Origin of the sequence: Lysobacter sp. ESA13C, assembly GCF_019970005.1 — a bacterium.
In the GTDB taxonomy this organism is placed as follows: Bacteria; Pseudomonadota; Gammaproteobacteria; order Xanthomonadales; family Xanthomonadaceae; genus Lysobacter; species Lysobacter antibioticus_B.
This window is the reverse complement of the sequence record NZ_JAHXYK010000003.1, coordinates 115088-129495: the sequence shown is the minus strand read 5'-3', so window position 1 is coordinate 129495 and position 14408 is coordinate 115088. Positions and strand designations below refer to the sequence as shown.

General features: G+C 65.4%; 14 protein-coding genes. 4 read left to right on the top strand and 10 right to left on the bottom strand.

Translation table 11 applies throughout. The features are described 5' to 3' along the window. Genes LC490_RS06720 through LC490_RS06710 form a run of 3 tightly spaced genes read left to right on the top strand, consistent with a single transcriptional unit; the run spans nt 1 to nt 3853 of the window. Nucleotides 1-1068: an NAD-dependent epimerase/dehydratase family protein gene (locus LC490_RS06720; protein ID WP_031371513.1), complete on the top strand. Its 1068-nt coding sequence runs from the start codon at nt 1-3 to the stop codon at nt 1066-1068. Next, the gene (locus LC490_RS06715; protein WP_051884739.1) at nt 1065-2003 is read left to right on the top strand and encodes a glycosyltransferase family 2 protein; all 939 of its coding nucleotides are present in this window, start codon (nt 1065-1067) and stop codon (nt 2001-2003) included. Before LC490_RS06720 ends, LC490_RS06715 begins: the two co-directional genes overlap by 4 nt. Next, a complete protein-coding gene (locus LC490_RS06710) occupies nt 2003-3853 on the top strand; it encodes a glycosyltransferase (protein ID WP_051884737.1) in 1851 nt (616 codons plus the stop codon). Before LC490_RS06715 ends, LC490_RS06710 begins: the two co-directional genes overlap by 1 nt. 52 nt (nt 3854-3905) lie before the next feature. Here the strand turns inward: LC490_RS06710 and LC490_RS06705 are convergent, their stop codons facing one another. The 8 genes from LC490_RS06705 to LC490_RS06675 form a co-directional block, all read right to left on the bottom strand. Next, nucleotides 3906-5255, bottom strand: a complete 1350-nt coding sequence (locus LC490_RS06705; RefSeq protein ID WP_031371510.1) for an ABC transporter ATP-binding protein — start codon at nt 5253-5255, stop codon at nt 3906-3908. Continuing rightward, a complete protein-coding gene (locus LC490_RS06700) occupies nt 5245-6084 on the bottom strand; it encodes an ABC transporter permease (RefSeq protein ID WP_081930729.1) in 840 nt (279 codons plus the stop codon). Before LC490_RS06700 ends, LC490_RS06705 begins: the two co-directional genes overlap by 11 nt. Further along, nucleotides 6081-7259: a cystathionine gamma-synthase gene (locus LC490_RS06695; RefSeq protein WP_031371508.1), complete on the bottom strand. Its 1179-nt coding sequence runs from the start codon at nt 7257-7259 to the stop codon at nt 6081-6083. The genes LC490_RS06700 and LC490_RS06695 overlap by 4 nt, the downstream gene beginning before the upstream one ends. Nucleotides 7260-7608: 349 nt before the next feature. Continuing rightward, nucleotides 7609-8979: a pyridoxal-phosphate dependent enzyme gene (locus LC490_RS06690; protein ID WP_223619682.1), complete on the bottom strand. Its 1371-nt coding sequence runs from the start codon at nt 8977-8979 to the stop codon at nt 7609-7611. Between the two features lie 340 nt (nt 8980-9319). Then, nucleotides 9320-9535 (bottom strand): YdcH family protein, encoded by a 216-nt coding sequence (locus LC490_RS06685; protein WP_031371506.1) that lies wholly within the window; start codon nt 9533-9535, stop codon nt 9320-9322. A gap of 38 nt (nt 9536-9573) precedes the next feature. Further along, nucleotides 9574-9696 carry a hypothetical protein gene (locus LC490_RS24390; protein WP_255610692.1) on the bottom strand — a complete coding sequence of 41 codons (123 nt, stop codon included), beginning with the start codon at nt 9694-9696 and terminating at the stop codon, nt 9574-9576. Nucleotides 9697-10085: 389 nt separating this feature from the next. Next, the gene (locus LC490_RS06680; RefSeq protein WP_223619681.1) at nt 10086-10715 is read right to left on the bottom strand and encodes a hypothetical protein; all 630 of its coding nucleotides are present in this window, start codon (nt 10713-10715) and stop codon (nt 10086-10088) included. Next, nucleotides 10712-11089 (bottom strand): DUF4398 domain-containing protein, encoded by a 378-nt coding sequence (locus tag LC490_RS06675; RefSeq protein WP_036148343.1) that lies wholly within the window; start codon nt 11087-11089, stop codon nt 10712-10714. The genes LC490_RS06680 and LC490_RS06675 overlap by 4 nt, the downstream gene beginning before the upstream one ends. Nucleotides 11090-11185: 96 nt before the next feature. Between LC490_RS06675 and LC490_RS06670 the strand changes: the two genes are divergently transcribed. Next, complete coding sequence (locus LC490_RS06670) at nt 11186-12304, top strand: PilT/PilU family type 4a pilus ATPase (protein ID WP_031371504.1); 1119 nt, start codon at nt 11186-11188, stop codon at nt 12302-12304. Between the two features lie 93 nt (nt 12305-12397). On the opposite strand, the gene maiA is transcribed toward LC490_RS06670, so the two are convergent. Both maiA and LC490_RS06660 read right to left on the bottom strand, forming a co-directional pair. Further along, nucleotides 12398-13060, bottom strand: coding sequence for a maleylacetoacetate isomerase (maiA, locus tag LC490_RS06665; RefSeq protein ID WP_223619680.1), 663 nt, complete (start codon nt 13058-13060; stop codon nt 12398-12400). 98 nt (nt 13061-13158) lie between these two features. Beyond that, complete coding sequence (locus tag LC490_RS06660; protein WP_223619679.1) at nt 13159-14145, bottom strand: fumarylacetoacetate hydrolase family protein; 987 nt, start codon at nt 14143-14145, stop codon at nt 13159-13161. Nucleotides 14146-14408: the final 263 nt, after the last annotated feature.

Here is a 14408-nt window from a genome sequence, read left to right as displayed (position 1 = left end):
ATGACCCAAATTTGTCTCGTCACAGGCGGCGCCGGATTCATCGGCTGTGCCATATCCGAAGCCCTCGTGAAATCGTTCGATCGGGTCGTCGCTGTCGACAACCTGCATCCGCAGATCCATAAGAGCGGAACGAGGCCGGCCGCGCTTCATCCTCAGGTCGAGCTCATCGTCGCCGATGTGACCGAAACCGCGACGTGGAGCGACGTGCTGTCCAAGCACCGTCCGACCACGATCGTCCACTTGGCCGCTGAAACCGGTACGGGACAATCCCTGACCGAAGCCACTCGCCATGCGCAGGTCAACGTCGTTGGCACCACGAGAATGCTCGACGCGCTCGCGGCCAACGAAATCAAACCCGCACGCATGGTGCTATCGAGCAGCCGCGCCATATACGGCGAAGGCGAATGGCTCGACGCCAGCGGAAACTCGCACTATCCCGGCCAACGCTCGGCCCAGATGCTCGAACAAGGACAGTGGGATTTCCAGGGACTGCGGAGCCAGCCGTTCCGCTGCGCGGCTACCCGCCCCGATCCGACCAGCGTCTATGGAGCCACCAAGCTCGCCCAGGAACACATCCTCTCGGCGTGGTGCCTCGCATTCGGCACCTCCCTCAACGTCCTGCGCCTGCAGAACGTCTACGGACCCGGCCAGTCCTTGACCAACCCCTATACCGGTATCGTCTCGCTGTTCGCCCGGCTGGCCAAGGCCGGCAAGAGCATTCCGCTTTACGAGGACGGCAAGATGCTGCGCGATTTCGTCTTCATCGACGACGTCGCGGACGCGATCGTAGCGGCCGCCACCTCCGACAAGAGCGGAATCCTGGCCGATATCGGCACCGGCGAGTCGCTCTCGATCGAACAGCTGGCCGGTATCATCGCCGAGATCTACGACGCGCCGCCGCCGCATATCACTGCTCAATACCGCAACGGCGACGTTCGCCATGCGGCCTGCAACATCGACGCGTCCCTGGGCACGCTGGGCTGGTCGCCGAAGGTCGATGCCGCTACGGGCGTACGCCGCCTGTGCGCCTGGATCGATCAGCGCGAGGGAGAGTTGGAGCAGCTATGACCGCCAAGATCCATAACATTGGCCACGTGCGCGTGCACTCGGTGCTCTACGGCAACGAGCCCGAACGCATCGTCCAGACCGTGGCCCACCTCAATCGCGCCGCGGATCTTGCGATTGCCGCTGGCGCTATGAGCTCGGTGTCGCTGGTCTACGGCGACAGTTCGCCCGCGCCGGTGCTCGATGAGGCCGCGATCGCGTCGATCGCAGCCTCGTCCGAGGCCCTGCGCAGCGTCGAGAACGTGAATTTCGGCCGCAACATGGGCTCGGCGCGCGGTCACAACACCTTGATCGCCCACGCCGTCGAGGCAATCGAAAAGGGCGGCCAGGTCGACGTCGTGCTGATCATGAACCCCGACGTGATGCTCGCGCCCGATGCGCTGATAGAGCTCGCCAGGCCGTTGCAGAACGCCAAGGTCGGATTGGTCGAAGCCCGCCAACTGCCGGTGGAGCATCCCAAGGAGTACAACGCGAGCAGTGGCGAAACCGGCTGGGCAACGACCGCCTGCGCGCTGATTCCTCTGCCGGTACTGCGCGAGCTCGACGGTTTCGATGCCGAGTCCTTCTTCCTGTACTGCGACGACGTCGATTTCTCGTGGCGTGCCCGTCTGGCCGGCTACAGCATCATCTACCAGCCCTCGGCCGCGGTGTTCCACGACAAGCGCCTCGGCGATAACGGCCAGTGGCAACCGACTTCGTCCGAGCAGTACTACTCCGCCGAAGCGGCGCTGATGATGGCGCATAAATACTCGCGCCCGGAAATAGTCGCCCGATTGCTGGAGGGCTTCGGAAAGTCCCCGTTGGCGCACCTCAAGCGCGCCGCGGACAGTTTCGAGACCCGGCGAACGGAAGGCCGTCTGCCCACCCCCATCGACAAGCAGCGATCCGTCTCGGTGTTCCGCGGCGACCACTACACCGAACACCGGTTCAGCCTCTGATGAATACCTACGACAACCCCTATTTCCACGATAACGTCTACGGGCATGTCATCAGCCTGCTGACCGGTCATGGCGACAGCCGCGAAGGCCTGCACCTCGACATCGGTTGCAGCCTGGGACCGATCGCCGAGCATGTACGCGACGACCTTGGCCGCAAGTACATCGGCCTGGACATCGACACCCAGGCATTGGCCCAACTCGGCGCACGCGGTTTCCAGACCCATGCGCTCGACTTGAGCGACATCGAACGAGCCGAAGCCACGCTTCGGCAGGTGATCGGCGACCAAGCCGTCGCGTCGATGTCGATCATCGACACGCTGGAGCATGTCGCCGAGCCCGAGAAAGTAGTGGCCATGCTGCGCCGCATATCCGAGGCCCATTGCGCTCCACTGGCGGTTTCGGTGCCGAACGTCGCCCATCGCGATGTAGGCTTCAAGCTCGCCTTCGGCCGATGGGACTACACCAAGACCGGCCTGTTGGATCACACCCATCTTCGCGGCTTCACCCAGGCCAGCCTGCAGACGATGATGCAGACATCGGGCTGGCACTTGGTCGAGTCGAAGGACGTCAAACTCAGCCAAAGCGACCAGTACTTCCCTAGCTATCATCCGGCCTTGGCGACCGGAGCGTTGCTGCAGCGGGTCATGTCCCACGTTCGCGACGGCGTCGACGCCACCGCGACCACCAATCAGTTCGTCGGCCTGTACCTGCCCGGACACGGCCGCGACGCGGTGATCTACACCGACGACCACGGCGACGCCGAGCGTCCCTTCCTGAGCGTAATCACGCGCACCCAGGGCAAGCGGCTGGATACGTTGCGCGACGTCTTCCTTTGCCTCTCCGCGCAGACCGATCAGGACTTCGAAGTCCTGATCATCGGCCACAAGCTTCCTCCGGAAAGCGTGACGGCGGTCGAGCGCGTGATCGAGGACACCAACGCCACGATCCGAAACCGCATCCGCCTCGTCAAGGTGGACGACGGCACTCGTACGCGGCCGCTCAATGTCGGCTTCTCCGAAGCCAAGGGCCAGTACATCGCCATCCTCGACGACGACGACATCGTCATGGGGCACTGGGTCGAAGAGTTCAGAAAGCTGGCCAACCGGACTCCCGGACGAGTGCTCCGCAGCAGAACCGTTGCGCAATCCTGGCAACCGGTACGCACGAACTACGGCAGCCCGTCGGTACGGGCCGTGGGCGGCATGGACTCGCGCTACCCGAAGGAGTTCGATTTCCTCCAGCATTTGGTCGAGAACAACACGCCGCCGGTTTCAATCGCGTTTCCGCACTCGGCCTTCCACGACCTCGGCATCACTTTCGACGAGTCGCTGACCACGACCGAAGACTGGGATTTCATGATGCGCACGGCCAACGTTTGCGACGTGGGCAGCGGCGGCGAGATCACCTCGATCTATCGTCTTTGGAAGCAGGCCGAGTCCTCCTACACCCTGCACTCGGCCGAAGAATGGCAGTCCAACCATCACGCCATCTGGCGCAAGTTCGACGCCATGCCGTTATTGCTGGCGCCCGGCAGCGCGACCCGGATCAGGCAGTTGGTGCAGGATTGGAACCGCGTCCATCGCGGGCAGCATGGCCCGCTTCCGGACCCGCTGCTCGAAGAACAGCGTTACGCGGACGCATTACGCGAACAGATTCACGCGACCATGAACAGCCGCACCTGGGCACTCGGGTGGCCGGTGCGCGCGGTGGCCACGCTGATGGGCCGCAAGCAGGTGTCGCCCATGCTTTGGGCGATGGGGCCGGCCGAGCTCGAGAATTACCAAGCGCGGCTGCAGGCTTCCAAATCCTGGCGCTTCGCCAACAAGCTCAAGCGCTTATTCGGCCAGTAATCGCAACTCGCACCGGCCCATCGCATGGGCCGGTGCGCGATACGGTCGACGCTCAGCCGATTTTTCCGAGAGCGATCGATTTCATCGGAATACCGATCATTCCCGTGCTCACGGCCGAAGAATGGCTGCTGATGATGATCGCATCGTGAACCCAATGGTGCACGACGTGGTCCCGTTGAGTGCCATCGGACACCGCAACCGACACCGCATATTCGCCTGCCGGCAATATGGGCATACGGAAATCGAAACGCGCGAACCACGTCTCGTCCGCGCCGCACTCGGGCTTCTGGTCCAGATACGACAGATACGTGTTCTCGCCGAACAGCGACAAGCCCTGGCGATTGCGCACAAGGAAGCCGACGATCAGGCCGGAGATCGCCTCGGAGCAGTGCAGCGTCACCACTAGCGAAACCGGCTCCCCGCCGACGGCCCACTGCAGTCGGGCGCCGTGCTCGTCGAGCAAGCGCGTATCCAGGATACGGGCCCCGCCCTTTCCGAAGACATCGCCCGTCTCGTCGAAACGGCTGACTTCAAGGTCGTTGCGCAAATTCGAATTCAGGACCAGATCGCGCCTGGCGTCCGCGTAATCGTCGTCGGCTAAATGCTGCAGCAAGGCCTTGCCTTGCTCCTGGATCTGCTGGGCCACTTCGTCGTCGCCCTGCTCTTGCCGATACAGGTCCGCCAGATACGCCTGGGTCACCTGCTTGGGAGCATCGTCCATGCGGACTTTTCCGTCCTGCAGCCAGATAGCCCGATCGCACAGCGAAGTGATCGTCGAGCTGTCGTGGCTTACGAACAGCAACGTGCCGCCGGATGAGCTGAAGGTGTGCAGGAACCTCATGCATTTCTGCACGAAGTAGGCATCGCCCACCGCCAAGGCCTCGTCGATGATGAGGACGTCCGCGTCGACATGGGCGATGACGGCGAACGCCAGGCGCATGAACATGCCGCTGGAATAGGTTTTGACGGGCTGGTCGACGTAATCGCCTATGTCGGCGAATCGCAAAATGCTCTCGAAGCGCGCATCCACCTCGTCGTTGCTCAACCCGAGGATCTGCGCGCTCATACGGACGTTTTCCGCACCGGTATATTCGGGGTTGAAACCCGCGCCGAGCTCCAACAGCGCCGCGACCCGGCCGTTGACCCGGTGCTCTCCATCGCTGGCCTCGAGCGTGCCGCAAATGATCTGCAGCAACGTCGACTTTCCCGAGCCGTTGCGGCCGATCAGACCGACGGTTTCGCCGCGCCTGACCTGGAACGAGATCCCCTTGAGGACATGATGCTCGCGGAAGAAATGCTTCTTGCCGCGCAACAGCATCTGCCATAAGCGATGCACCGGGCTATCGAAAATCAGATAGCTCTTGTGCAGCCCCACTACATCGATCGCGATTTCAGATGACATCGGCAAAACCGTTCTTACTGCGCCAGAACCAGGCGAAGCTCAACACCAACAGGACATAAGCCGCCAAGGCGTAGAGCCCGAGCCAGGCCCAATCCGGCCACTGCCCATAGAGAGTCGCGGCGCGCAACTGCGCGACCGGGACGGTCAGGGGATTGAGCTGCAACAAGCCTCTGTACCGCTCGGGCACTGATTCGATCGGAAACAGCACAGGGCTCAGATACATCATGGCGATCGTGACCAGGCCGGTTATCTGGCCGAGATCGCGCAAGAACACGCCGAGCGAAGAGAGCAAGAACACGCACGCAGCCATCATGACCGCCAAGGGCAGGACGATAATGGGCACGCTGATCCAGCTCAACGGGACCGCCCCCTCCAGCACCAACTGTCCCACGAGCAAGATGGCTAGCGAGATGCACAGATTCACCGCCGCGCCGCCGACCACCACGGGCGGCAACAACTCGAGCGGGAAGACCACCTTTTTCACATAATTACTGTTCTGCAGAATGAGCATCGGCGCCCGATTGATGCACTCCGACGCAAACAGGAACAGCACCAGGCCGGAAAACAGCACCAGGGCAAAACTTTTGGTGTCGCCGGCCACGCCCCATCGCGCTTGAAAGACGACCCCGAAGACGAAACCGAAAACGCACAGCAATGCGAGCGGATTCAGCAGCGACCAAAGGATGCCGAATACCGAACCTTTGTAACGCGAACCCACGTCGCGCGAAACGAGACGCGCGAACAGGGAGCGTTCCCTGAAAAGCAGCAAGAACGCCCCGAATGCATACCAGGCGATCCCGCCTGTCGCACGGCGCGCGCTTGTCGTCACTGCAAGGCTCCAGCCAGCGCATTGCGCAGGTCTTCGACGTCCTCCACGCCCACGCTCAGGCGCACCAGGTTGTCGGTGATGCCCAGCGCGGCGCGGCGGTCCGGTGGAATCGAGGCGTGGGTCATCACGGCCGGGTGGTTGACCAGGCTTTCCACGCCGCCGAGCGATTCGGCGATGGTGAACAGTTCGCAGCGCTCCATCATCCGGCGCGCGCCGTCGAGGCCGCCCTTGACGTAAATGCTGACCATGCCGCCGAAGCCGTGCATCTGCCGCTTGGCGAGTTCGTGCTGCGGGTGCGACTTGAGGCCCGGGTAGATCACCTTCTCGACCGCGGGGTGAGTCTCGAGCCATTCGGCCAACGCCTGGGCGTTCTCGCAGTGGGCCTTCATGCGCAGGTGCAGGGTCTTGAGGCCGCGCAAGGCGAGGAAGCTGTCGAACGGACCCTGCACTGCGCCGACCGCGTTCTGCAGGAAGGTCATGCGCTCGGCGAGGTCGGCGTCGTCGCCGACCACGGCGATGCCGCCGACGATGTCGGAGTGGCCGTTGAGGTACTTGGTCGCCGAGTGCATGACGATGTGCGCGCCGAGTTCGAGCGGGCGCTGCAGGATCGGCGAGGAGAAGGTGTTGTCGACTACCACCACCAGCCCGCGCTTGCGCGCGATCGCGGCGATGGCGGCGATGTCGACCAGCTTCAGCAGCGGGTTGGTCGGGGTCTCGATCCAGACCAGCTTGGTCTCGGGACGGATCGCGGCTTCGAACGCGGCGGGGTCGCTGAGGTCGACCCAGCTGAAGTCCAGGCCGGCGGAGCGGCGGCGGACGCGTTCGAACAGACGGTAGGTGCCGCCGTACACATCGTCCATCGCGATGACGTGGCTGCCGGCATCGAACAGTTCGAGGATGGTCGAGGTCGCGGCCAGGCCTGAAGCGAAGGCGTAGCCGTGGCTGCCGCCTTCGAGGCCGGCGATGCAGCGCTCATAGGCGAAGCGGGTCGGGTTGTGGCTGCGCGAGTACTCGAAGCCCTGGTGCTGGCCGGGACTGCTCTGGGCATAGGTCGAGGTCGCATAGATCGGCGGCATCACCGCGCCCGTGCTCGGGTCGGGCGACTGACCGGCGTGGATCGCGAGGGTACCCAGGCCGAGCTTGCGGGCCCCGTCTTCCGGCTGCTGTTGGCTCATTGAATGCTTCCGATTCCGCTCATTGGCGCAACCGGGAATTCTAACATTGCCATCGCAACCGGCCGCCGCGACGCCGCCTCACTTCAGGTCGGATGCAGGCGGGGTATGCCGATGACCGAGGGCGGTCCGGAGGCTTGGCTTGGACGGCCGGACACAAGCTGAATGCGGGTCGGCGTGGCCGCGGAGGCGGAGGTAACGCTTCCGGGCAGGAGCGCAGCAGGCCGCGGGCGGCCGAGCAGGCCGCCCTGGATTCGTACTTCGCAGGCGGCTACGAGTCGCGGCTCGCGCCGCTCCTACCCCTGAAGCCGACGTGGCCTCCGCCCGGCGCGCGGCGGAGGCCCCGCGGCGCTTACTGCACGCGGCGGCGCAGGAAGTTGAGCAGGTCGATGCGGGTGATCAGGCCCAGGAAGCGCTCGCCGTCGACGACGATGGCGACATGGCCGCGGTCGAACACCGGCAGCAGCGATTCGATCGGCTGGCCGACCGGGATCTTGTCGAGTTTGCTGACCATGGCGGTCGAAACCGGGTCGCGGAACCGCGACTCGTCGCCGTACACGTGCAACAAGACGTCGCTCTCATCGACTATCCCGACGATGTGCTCGCCGTCCATGACCGGCAGCTGCGAGACGTCGTACAGCTTCATACGCTGGTAGGCGGTGACCAGCAGGTCGCCCGGGCCGACCACCACCGTGTCGCGCTGCGAGTACGGGCGCAGGATCAGATCGCGCAGGTCGCCGTGCTGTTCGCGCTGGATGAAGCCGTTGTCGAGCATCCAGTAGTCGTTGTACATCTTCGACAGGTACTTGTTGCCGGTGTCGCAGACGAACACCAGCACCTTCTTGGGCTCGGTCTGTTCCTGGCAGTACTTCAGCGCCGCCGCCAGCAGGGTGCCGGTCGAGGAACCGCCGAGGATGCCCTCCTTCTCGAGCAGCGAACGCGCGGTCAGGAAGCTTTCCTTGTCGCTGATCGCATAGGCCTTCTTGACCCGGGTGAAGTCGGAGATCGGCGGCAGGAAGTCCTCGCCGATGCCCTCGACCATCCAACTGGCCGACTTGTCCGAGAGGGTGCCGCGGTTGATGTATTCCTCGAGGATCGAACCGACCGGGTCGGCCAGGACCAGTTCGGTCTTGGGCGAGAGCTTGGCGAAGGCGCGCGACAGGCCGGTCATGGTGCCGGAGCTGCCGCAGCCGAAGACGATGGCGTCGAGGTCGCCGCCCATCTGTTCGAGGATCTCCGGGCCGGTGCCGAACTCGTGCGCGGCCGGGTTGTCGGGGTTGCCGAACTGGTTGATGAAATAGGCGCCCGGGGTCTCGCTGGCGATGCGCTCGGCGAGGTCCTGATAGTAGTCCGGGTGGCCCTTGGCCACGTCCGAACGGGTCAGCACGACCTGCGCGCCCATCGCCTTGAGGTTGAAGATCTTTTCGCGGCTCATCTTGTCGGGCACCACCAGCAGCAGCTTGTAGCCCTTCTGCTGGGCGACCAGGGCCAGGCCGATGCCGGTGTTGCCGGCGGTGCCTTCCACGAGGGTGTCGCCGGGCTTGATCTTGCCGGCCTTCTCGGCCGCTTCGATCATCGACAGGCCGATGCGGTCCTTGATCGAACCGCCGGGGTTCTGCGATTCGAGCTTGAGGTACAGCTCGCAGACGCCGGTGTCGAGGCGCTGGGCCTTGACGATCGGGGTCTGGCCGATGAGTTCGAGTACGGAGGAATGAATGGCCATGCGAATCCTGTAGGCCGCGACCATGCGGCGGACCCGGCCATTCTAGCGAGGCCTCGGCGGACTGCGCTGCGGTGCGGTCGCGTTCGAATCGGCCGAGCGCGCAAGGCAGCGACGCCGGCCACGTTTCGCGGCCGGCGAACCGCCTCGATCGTGCGGCACGGGATTCGATACCGAGAGATTCGGTAGCCGCGAGCGGTGGCGACCGACGAGGATGGCCGCCACCGCCCGCGCTAAACCTGGAGCCGTCGGCCGCAGGCGGGCCGGGGTCCATACGATCAACGCCGGGAAACTCCTTCCCGACGGGCGCCGCACCGGCGTCGTAGCGCCGATGCCGCCTCGATCAATGCTGTTGGTCGTACAACTGGATCAAGCGGTCCTTTGCAGCCAGCTTCTCGCGCTTCATCTGCCCCAGGGTGGTGTCGTCGATCGGCAATACGCCGAGCTCGGCGTCCATGACCTTTTTGTCGAGGTCCTTGTGGCGCTGGTAGAGCTGTTTGAATTCCGGATTGCTCTTGATGAGCGCGTCGATTTCAGGCTGCGGTTGTTCTTCGAACATGAAAGCCTCCTTCAGCACGAATGCAAACGCCCCGGCCGTCAGACCAGGGCGTTGCGGGGGACCGTGAGGATCATCAGGCGCGGTGCGGCGTCCACTTCACGCAACCCGGCCGCATGCAGATGTGCGGCGGCGGGGTCCTGCGGAAAGGGCGTATCGGTCATCGGCCTGGCTCTTCGCCAAGCGGTCGGAGAACCGCTTGGGTATTTGACCCTACTCCTGTGCCTGGGATCCGGCAAGGGCGCTCTGCAACCGTTTTCAGGGCCGGGACAGCCGCGGCCACGAGCGCCCAACGCAGAATTAACTCATTGTTTTATCGAATATTTACAGCGAAACCCGAAAACATGAACAGCGACGCCCCGGGCGCTCACAAAAATGGGCTCTGGGCCCACGCCGTTCGTCGGAAGCGCAGCCGCCCGATACGGCAAGGCGCCGCCCGGGCCCGACAGCGGGCGCCTGCGGCGCGACGGCGAGGACACGGCTTCAAGCCGCCGACCCGGTCTCGCATTGGGCCGAATCAGGCCTGGCTGGGCCAGGCCTAAACCCGGACGGCTTACTTCTTCTTCGGCTTGGGCTTGGATGGCTTCGGCGGGGTCGAGGACTGGCCGAGCAGCTCGGCTTCCTTGCGCGCCAGCTCGGCGTCGCGCTCGCGCGCGGCGCGCAGCTTGGACGCCTGCTGGTTGGCGACGTTGTCGAGCAGGCCTTCGGCCTCCTGGCGCGCCAGGGCTTCCTGGTCGGCGGCCTGGCGCAGGCGCTCGGCCTCCTCGGCCTGGATCTGGGCCTGCACGCGCAGGCGCTCGGCTTCGGCGCGGGCGCGGTCGGCGTCGCGGCGGCTGGCTTCGACCAGCAGCTCGCTGCGCTCGCGATCGAGGCGGTCGACCTCGCGCTGGGCAAGCTGGGTGCGGGTCACGACCTCGGCGGTCTCGACCCGGCGGTCGGCGATGCGCAGGGCCCACTGGCGGTCGCGGCTGCGGGCCTGGCGGACCGCATCGATCGCCTGGCGCGCGCGCAGGCGCTCGAAGGCGCCGTAAGCGGCGGCGTCGGGATGGGCCTCGATCGCGGTCACCCGCTGCGCCAAGCGGGCGACCTCGGGGTCGTCGGCGGGCGCGGCGAAGGCCAGGCCGCAGGCCACGGACAGGGCCGCAAGCGCCGACAGGCGCATAACGCGAAAGCGCGCGCTCATCGGTCGCCTCCCTGCAGGCGATTGCGCAATTCTGCGATCTCGGTCCTGCGCTGGTTGAGTTCGGCCTGGGTCAGGGTCTCGCGGCTGTGGGCGTAGGCCAGGTCGGCCTCGGCCGCCGCGGCCAGCGCCAGACGCCGCGCATCCTCGTCCTTGCCCTGCGACAGCGCGGCCTGGGCCGCGCTCAGCGCGGTGCGCGCGGCATTGAGGTCCTGCGGCGCATATTGGTCGGCGTCGGCGTCGGCCGCGCGCATGACCGCCTGCTGCGCGGAGGACAGTTCTCCGGTCGGCGGAGGCGTGGAGGCGCAGCCGGCCAGCCCGGAAGCGAGAACTGCGGCCAGCAGCGGCAATCGAATTTGTGCGAAGCTTGCGGTCATTGGGGAGCGCCGTACGGAAGGGATGTCGCACGGACATTGTCGGAAGCCGGCAGCGTGCTTGCAACGGCACGCGCCGTCAACAAGGGGTGTGAATGCATGGACATCGGCTATTTCCTGAAGCTGATGACGGAAAAAAACGCGTCGGATATGTTCCTGACGACTGGCGCGCCGGTGTACATCAAGGTCGAGGGTCGCCTGTACCCGCTCGGCAATACCGGTCTGCCCCCGGGCATGGTCAAGAAGATCGCCTATTCGTTGATGGACGAGGGCCAGGTACCGCTGTTCGAGCGTGACCTGGAGTTGAACATGGCGCTAGCCCTGCCCGACGCCGGCCGTTTCCGCATCAACGTTTTCAAGCAGCGCGGCGAAGTCGGCATGGTCATCCGCGCCATCCGCAGCATCATTCCGAGCATCGAAGAGCTGCAGCTGCCGCAGGTGCTCAAACAGATCATCATGGCGCCGCGCGGCCTGGTCCTGATCGTCGGTTCGACCGGCTCGGGCAAGTCGACCACGCTGGCCTCGATGATCGACCACCGCAACAGCAATACCGCCGGGCACATCCTCACCATCGAGGATCCGATCGAGTATCTGCACAAGCACAAGAAGTCGATCGTGAACCAGCGCGAGGTCGGCCTGGATACCCACGCCTTCCACAACGCGCTCAAGAACGCGATGCGCGAAGCGCCGGACGTGATCCTGATCGGCGAAATCCTCGACGCCACGACCATGGAGGCGGCGATCGCCTTCGCCGAAACCGGTCACCTGTGCCTGGCGACGCTGCACTCGAACAACGCCGACCAGACCCTGGAGCGCATCCTCAACTTCTTCCCCGAGGCCGCGCACAAGAACGTGTTGATGAACCTCGCCCTGAACCTCAAGGCGGTGGTCTCGCAGCGCCTGGTGATCGGCCTCGACGGACGCCGCCTGCCGGCCGCGGAAATCCTCATCAACACCCCGCACGTGCGCGATCTGATGCGCCGCGGCCAGGTCCACGAGATCAAGCAGGCGATGGAAGAGTCGCTCGAAGAAGGCATGGAGTCGTTCGACCAGTGCCTGTTCCGCCTCTACAAAGAGGGCCGGATCGAGATGGAGGAGGCGCTCAAGGCGGCCGACTCGCGCGACGGCCTGGCGCTGAAGTTCCGCCTGTCCGAAGGCGGCACCGGCGAGCACGATCCCTACGCGGACATGTACGACGCGACCGCCGCGCAGCACTGACGCGGACGCAGCACGCAAGACAAAGCCGGCCGTCGCGAGACGGCCGGCTTTTTTGTGGGCCGCGAGGAGCCGCGAACGCTCGGCGCGACGGCCTCAGCCCGGCGGGCAGTCCGGCTGGTTCTCCGGACGCGCGGCATCGAACTCGGGCAGGGCCAGACAGGCCGCTTCGATCCGCAACAGGGTCGGATAGGCCTCGAGCGGCACGCCGAAGCGGCGCGCGTTGTAGAGCTGCGGCACCAGGCAGCAGTCGGCCAGCCCGGGCAGGTCGCCGACGCAGAAGGTGCCGGTGGCCTCGTCCTCGACCAGCATGGTCTCCAACGCAGCGAAGCCCTCGGAAATCCAGTGTTTGACCCAGCCGTCGCGCTCGGGCTGCGGCACGTTCCAGGTGCCGTCGAGGTACTTCAGTACGCGCAGATTGTTGAGCGGGTGGATTTCGCAGGCGATGGTCTGGGCGATCGCGCGTACCCGATGGCGCTCGCGCGCGGTCGTCGGCAGCAGGTTCGGCCGCGGCCAGGTCTCGTCGAGATATTCCAGGATCGCGATCGACTGGGTCAGGGTGCGCTGGCCGTGCTGCAACACCGGCACCAGCCCCTGTGGATTGAGTTCGCGATAGGCGGCGGCGTGCTGTTCGCCGCCGTCGCGGACCAGGTGGACCGGCACGGTCTCGTAGTCCAGGCCCTTGAGGTTCAGGCCGATGCGCACCCGATACGAGGCGCTGGAACGCCAGTACGAATACAACCGTAATTGTTCGCTCACCCGGATGCGCCTCGCTTGCCTTGCCCGATCGGCAGGACGCAAACCTTACCGGTTGCGCCGTGCCGTCGGACGACCTCTCGTCGTACGCGCCGCTGCCGTCAGGCGGAAGGACGTTCCATGCGCTGTTCGATCGCGCCGAAGATGCTGCGGCCTTCGGCGTCGAGCATCTCGATGCGCACGGTGTCGCCGAACTTCATGAAGGGCGTCGACGGCTTGCCGTGCTCCAGTGTCTCCACGGTGCGCTTCTCGGCGAAGCACGACGCGCCCAGGCTGGTGTCTTCGTTGGCCACGGTGCCGGAGCCGACGATGGTGCCGGCCGACAGCGGCCGGGTCTTGGCGGCGTGGGCCACGAGCTGGGCGAAATTGAACTGCATGTCGATGCCGGCCTCGGGCGCGCCGAACCATGCCCCGTTGATGTGGGTCAGCAGCGGGCGGTGGACCTTGCTGTCGATCCAGGCCGGGCCGAGTTCGTCGGGGGTGACGAACACCGGGCTCAGCGCCGAACGCGGCTTGGACTGCAGGAAACCGAAGCCCTTGGCGAGCTCGTTCGGAATCAGATTGCGCAGGGACACATCGTTGACCAGGCCGATCAGCTGGATGTGCGCGGCCGCCGCTTCGGGCGTCGCCGCCATCGGCACGTCGTCGGTGACGATCACGACCTCGGCTTCCAGGTCGATGCCGTAGTCCTCGCTGACCACGCGCACCGGATCGCGCGGGCCGTAGAAGCCGGCGCTGACCGCCTGGTACATCAGCGGATCCACGTAGAAGCTTTCCGGCACCTCGGCGCCGCGGGCGCGGCGCACGCGCTCGACATGCGGCAGGTAAGCGCTGCCGTCGACGAACTCGTAGGCGCGCGGCAAGGGCGCGGCCAGGGCGGCGAAATCGACCTCGAAGGCATCCGCGGCGCGACCCTCGTTGAGCGCGTCCGACAGGGCGTTGAGGCGCGGCGCGGTGTTCGACCAGTCCTCCAGCGCGCGCTGCAGGGTGTCGGCGATGCCGGTGGCGCGCACGGCGCGAGTCAGGTCGCGCGAGACGACGATCAGCGTGCCGTCGCGGCCGCCTTCCTTCAGGGATCCGAGTTTCATCCAGGCCTCGATGTCGATGCAGGGCGCCGCAGCGCGATGGTTTCAATTGTAACCACTCGCGCGCCGGTAATCACCGGCCGGCGGCGGCCGGGCCCATTCGGGCCGACCGGATCGCCTGTCGCGAGGGGCGCGCCCCGGGGTCCGCGGGCGCCGTTTCGAGCCCCGGCAGCCTACCCCGAAAAAAAGTTTCGCGGCCGTGATGGGTCCGGCCGCCCTTTGCCGGTTTGTTGAGTTAAGCGCGGCGTGGTCACGCCCGGGTTCGC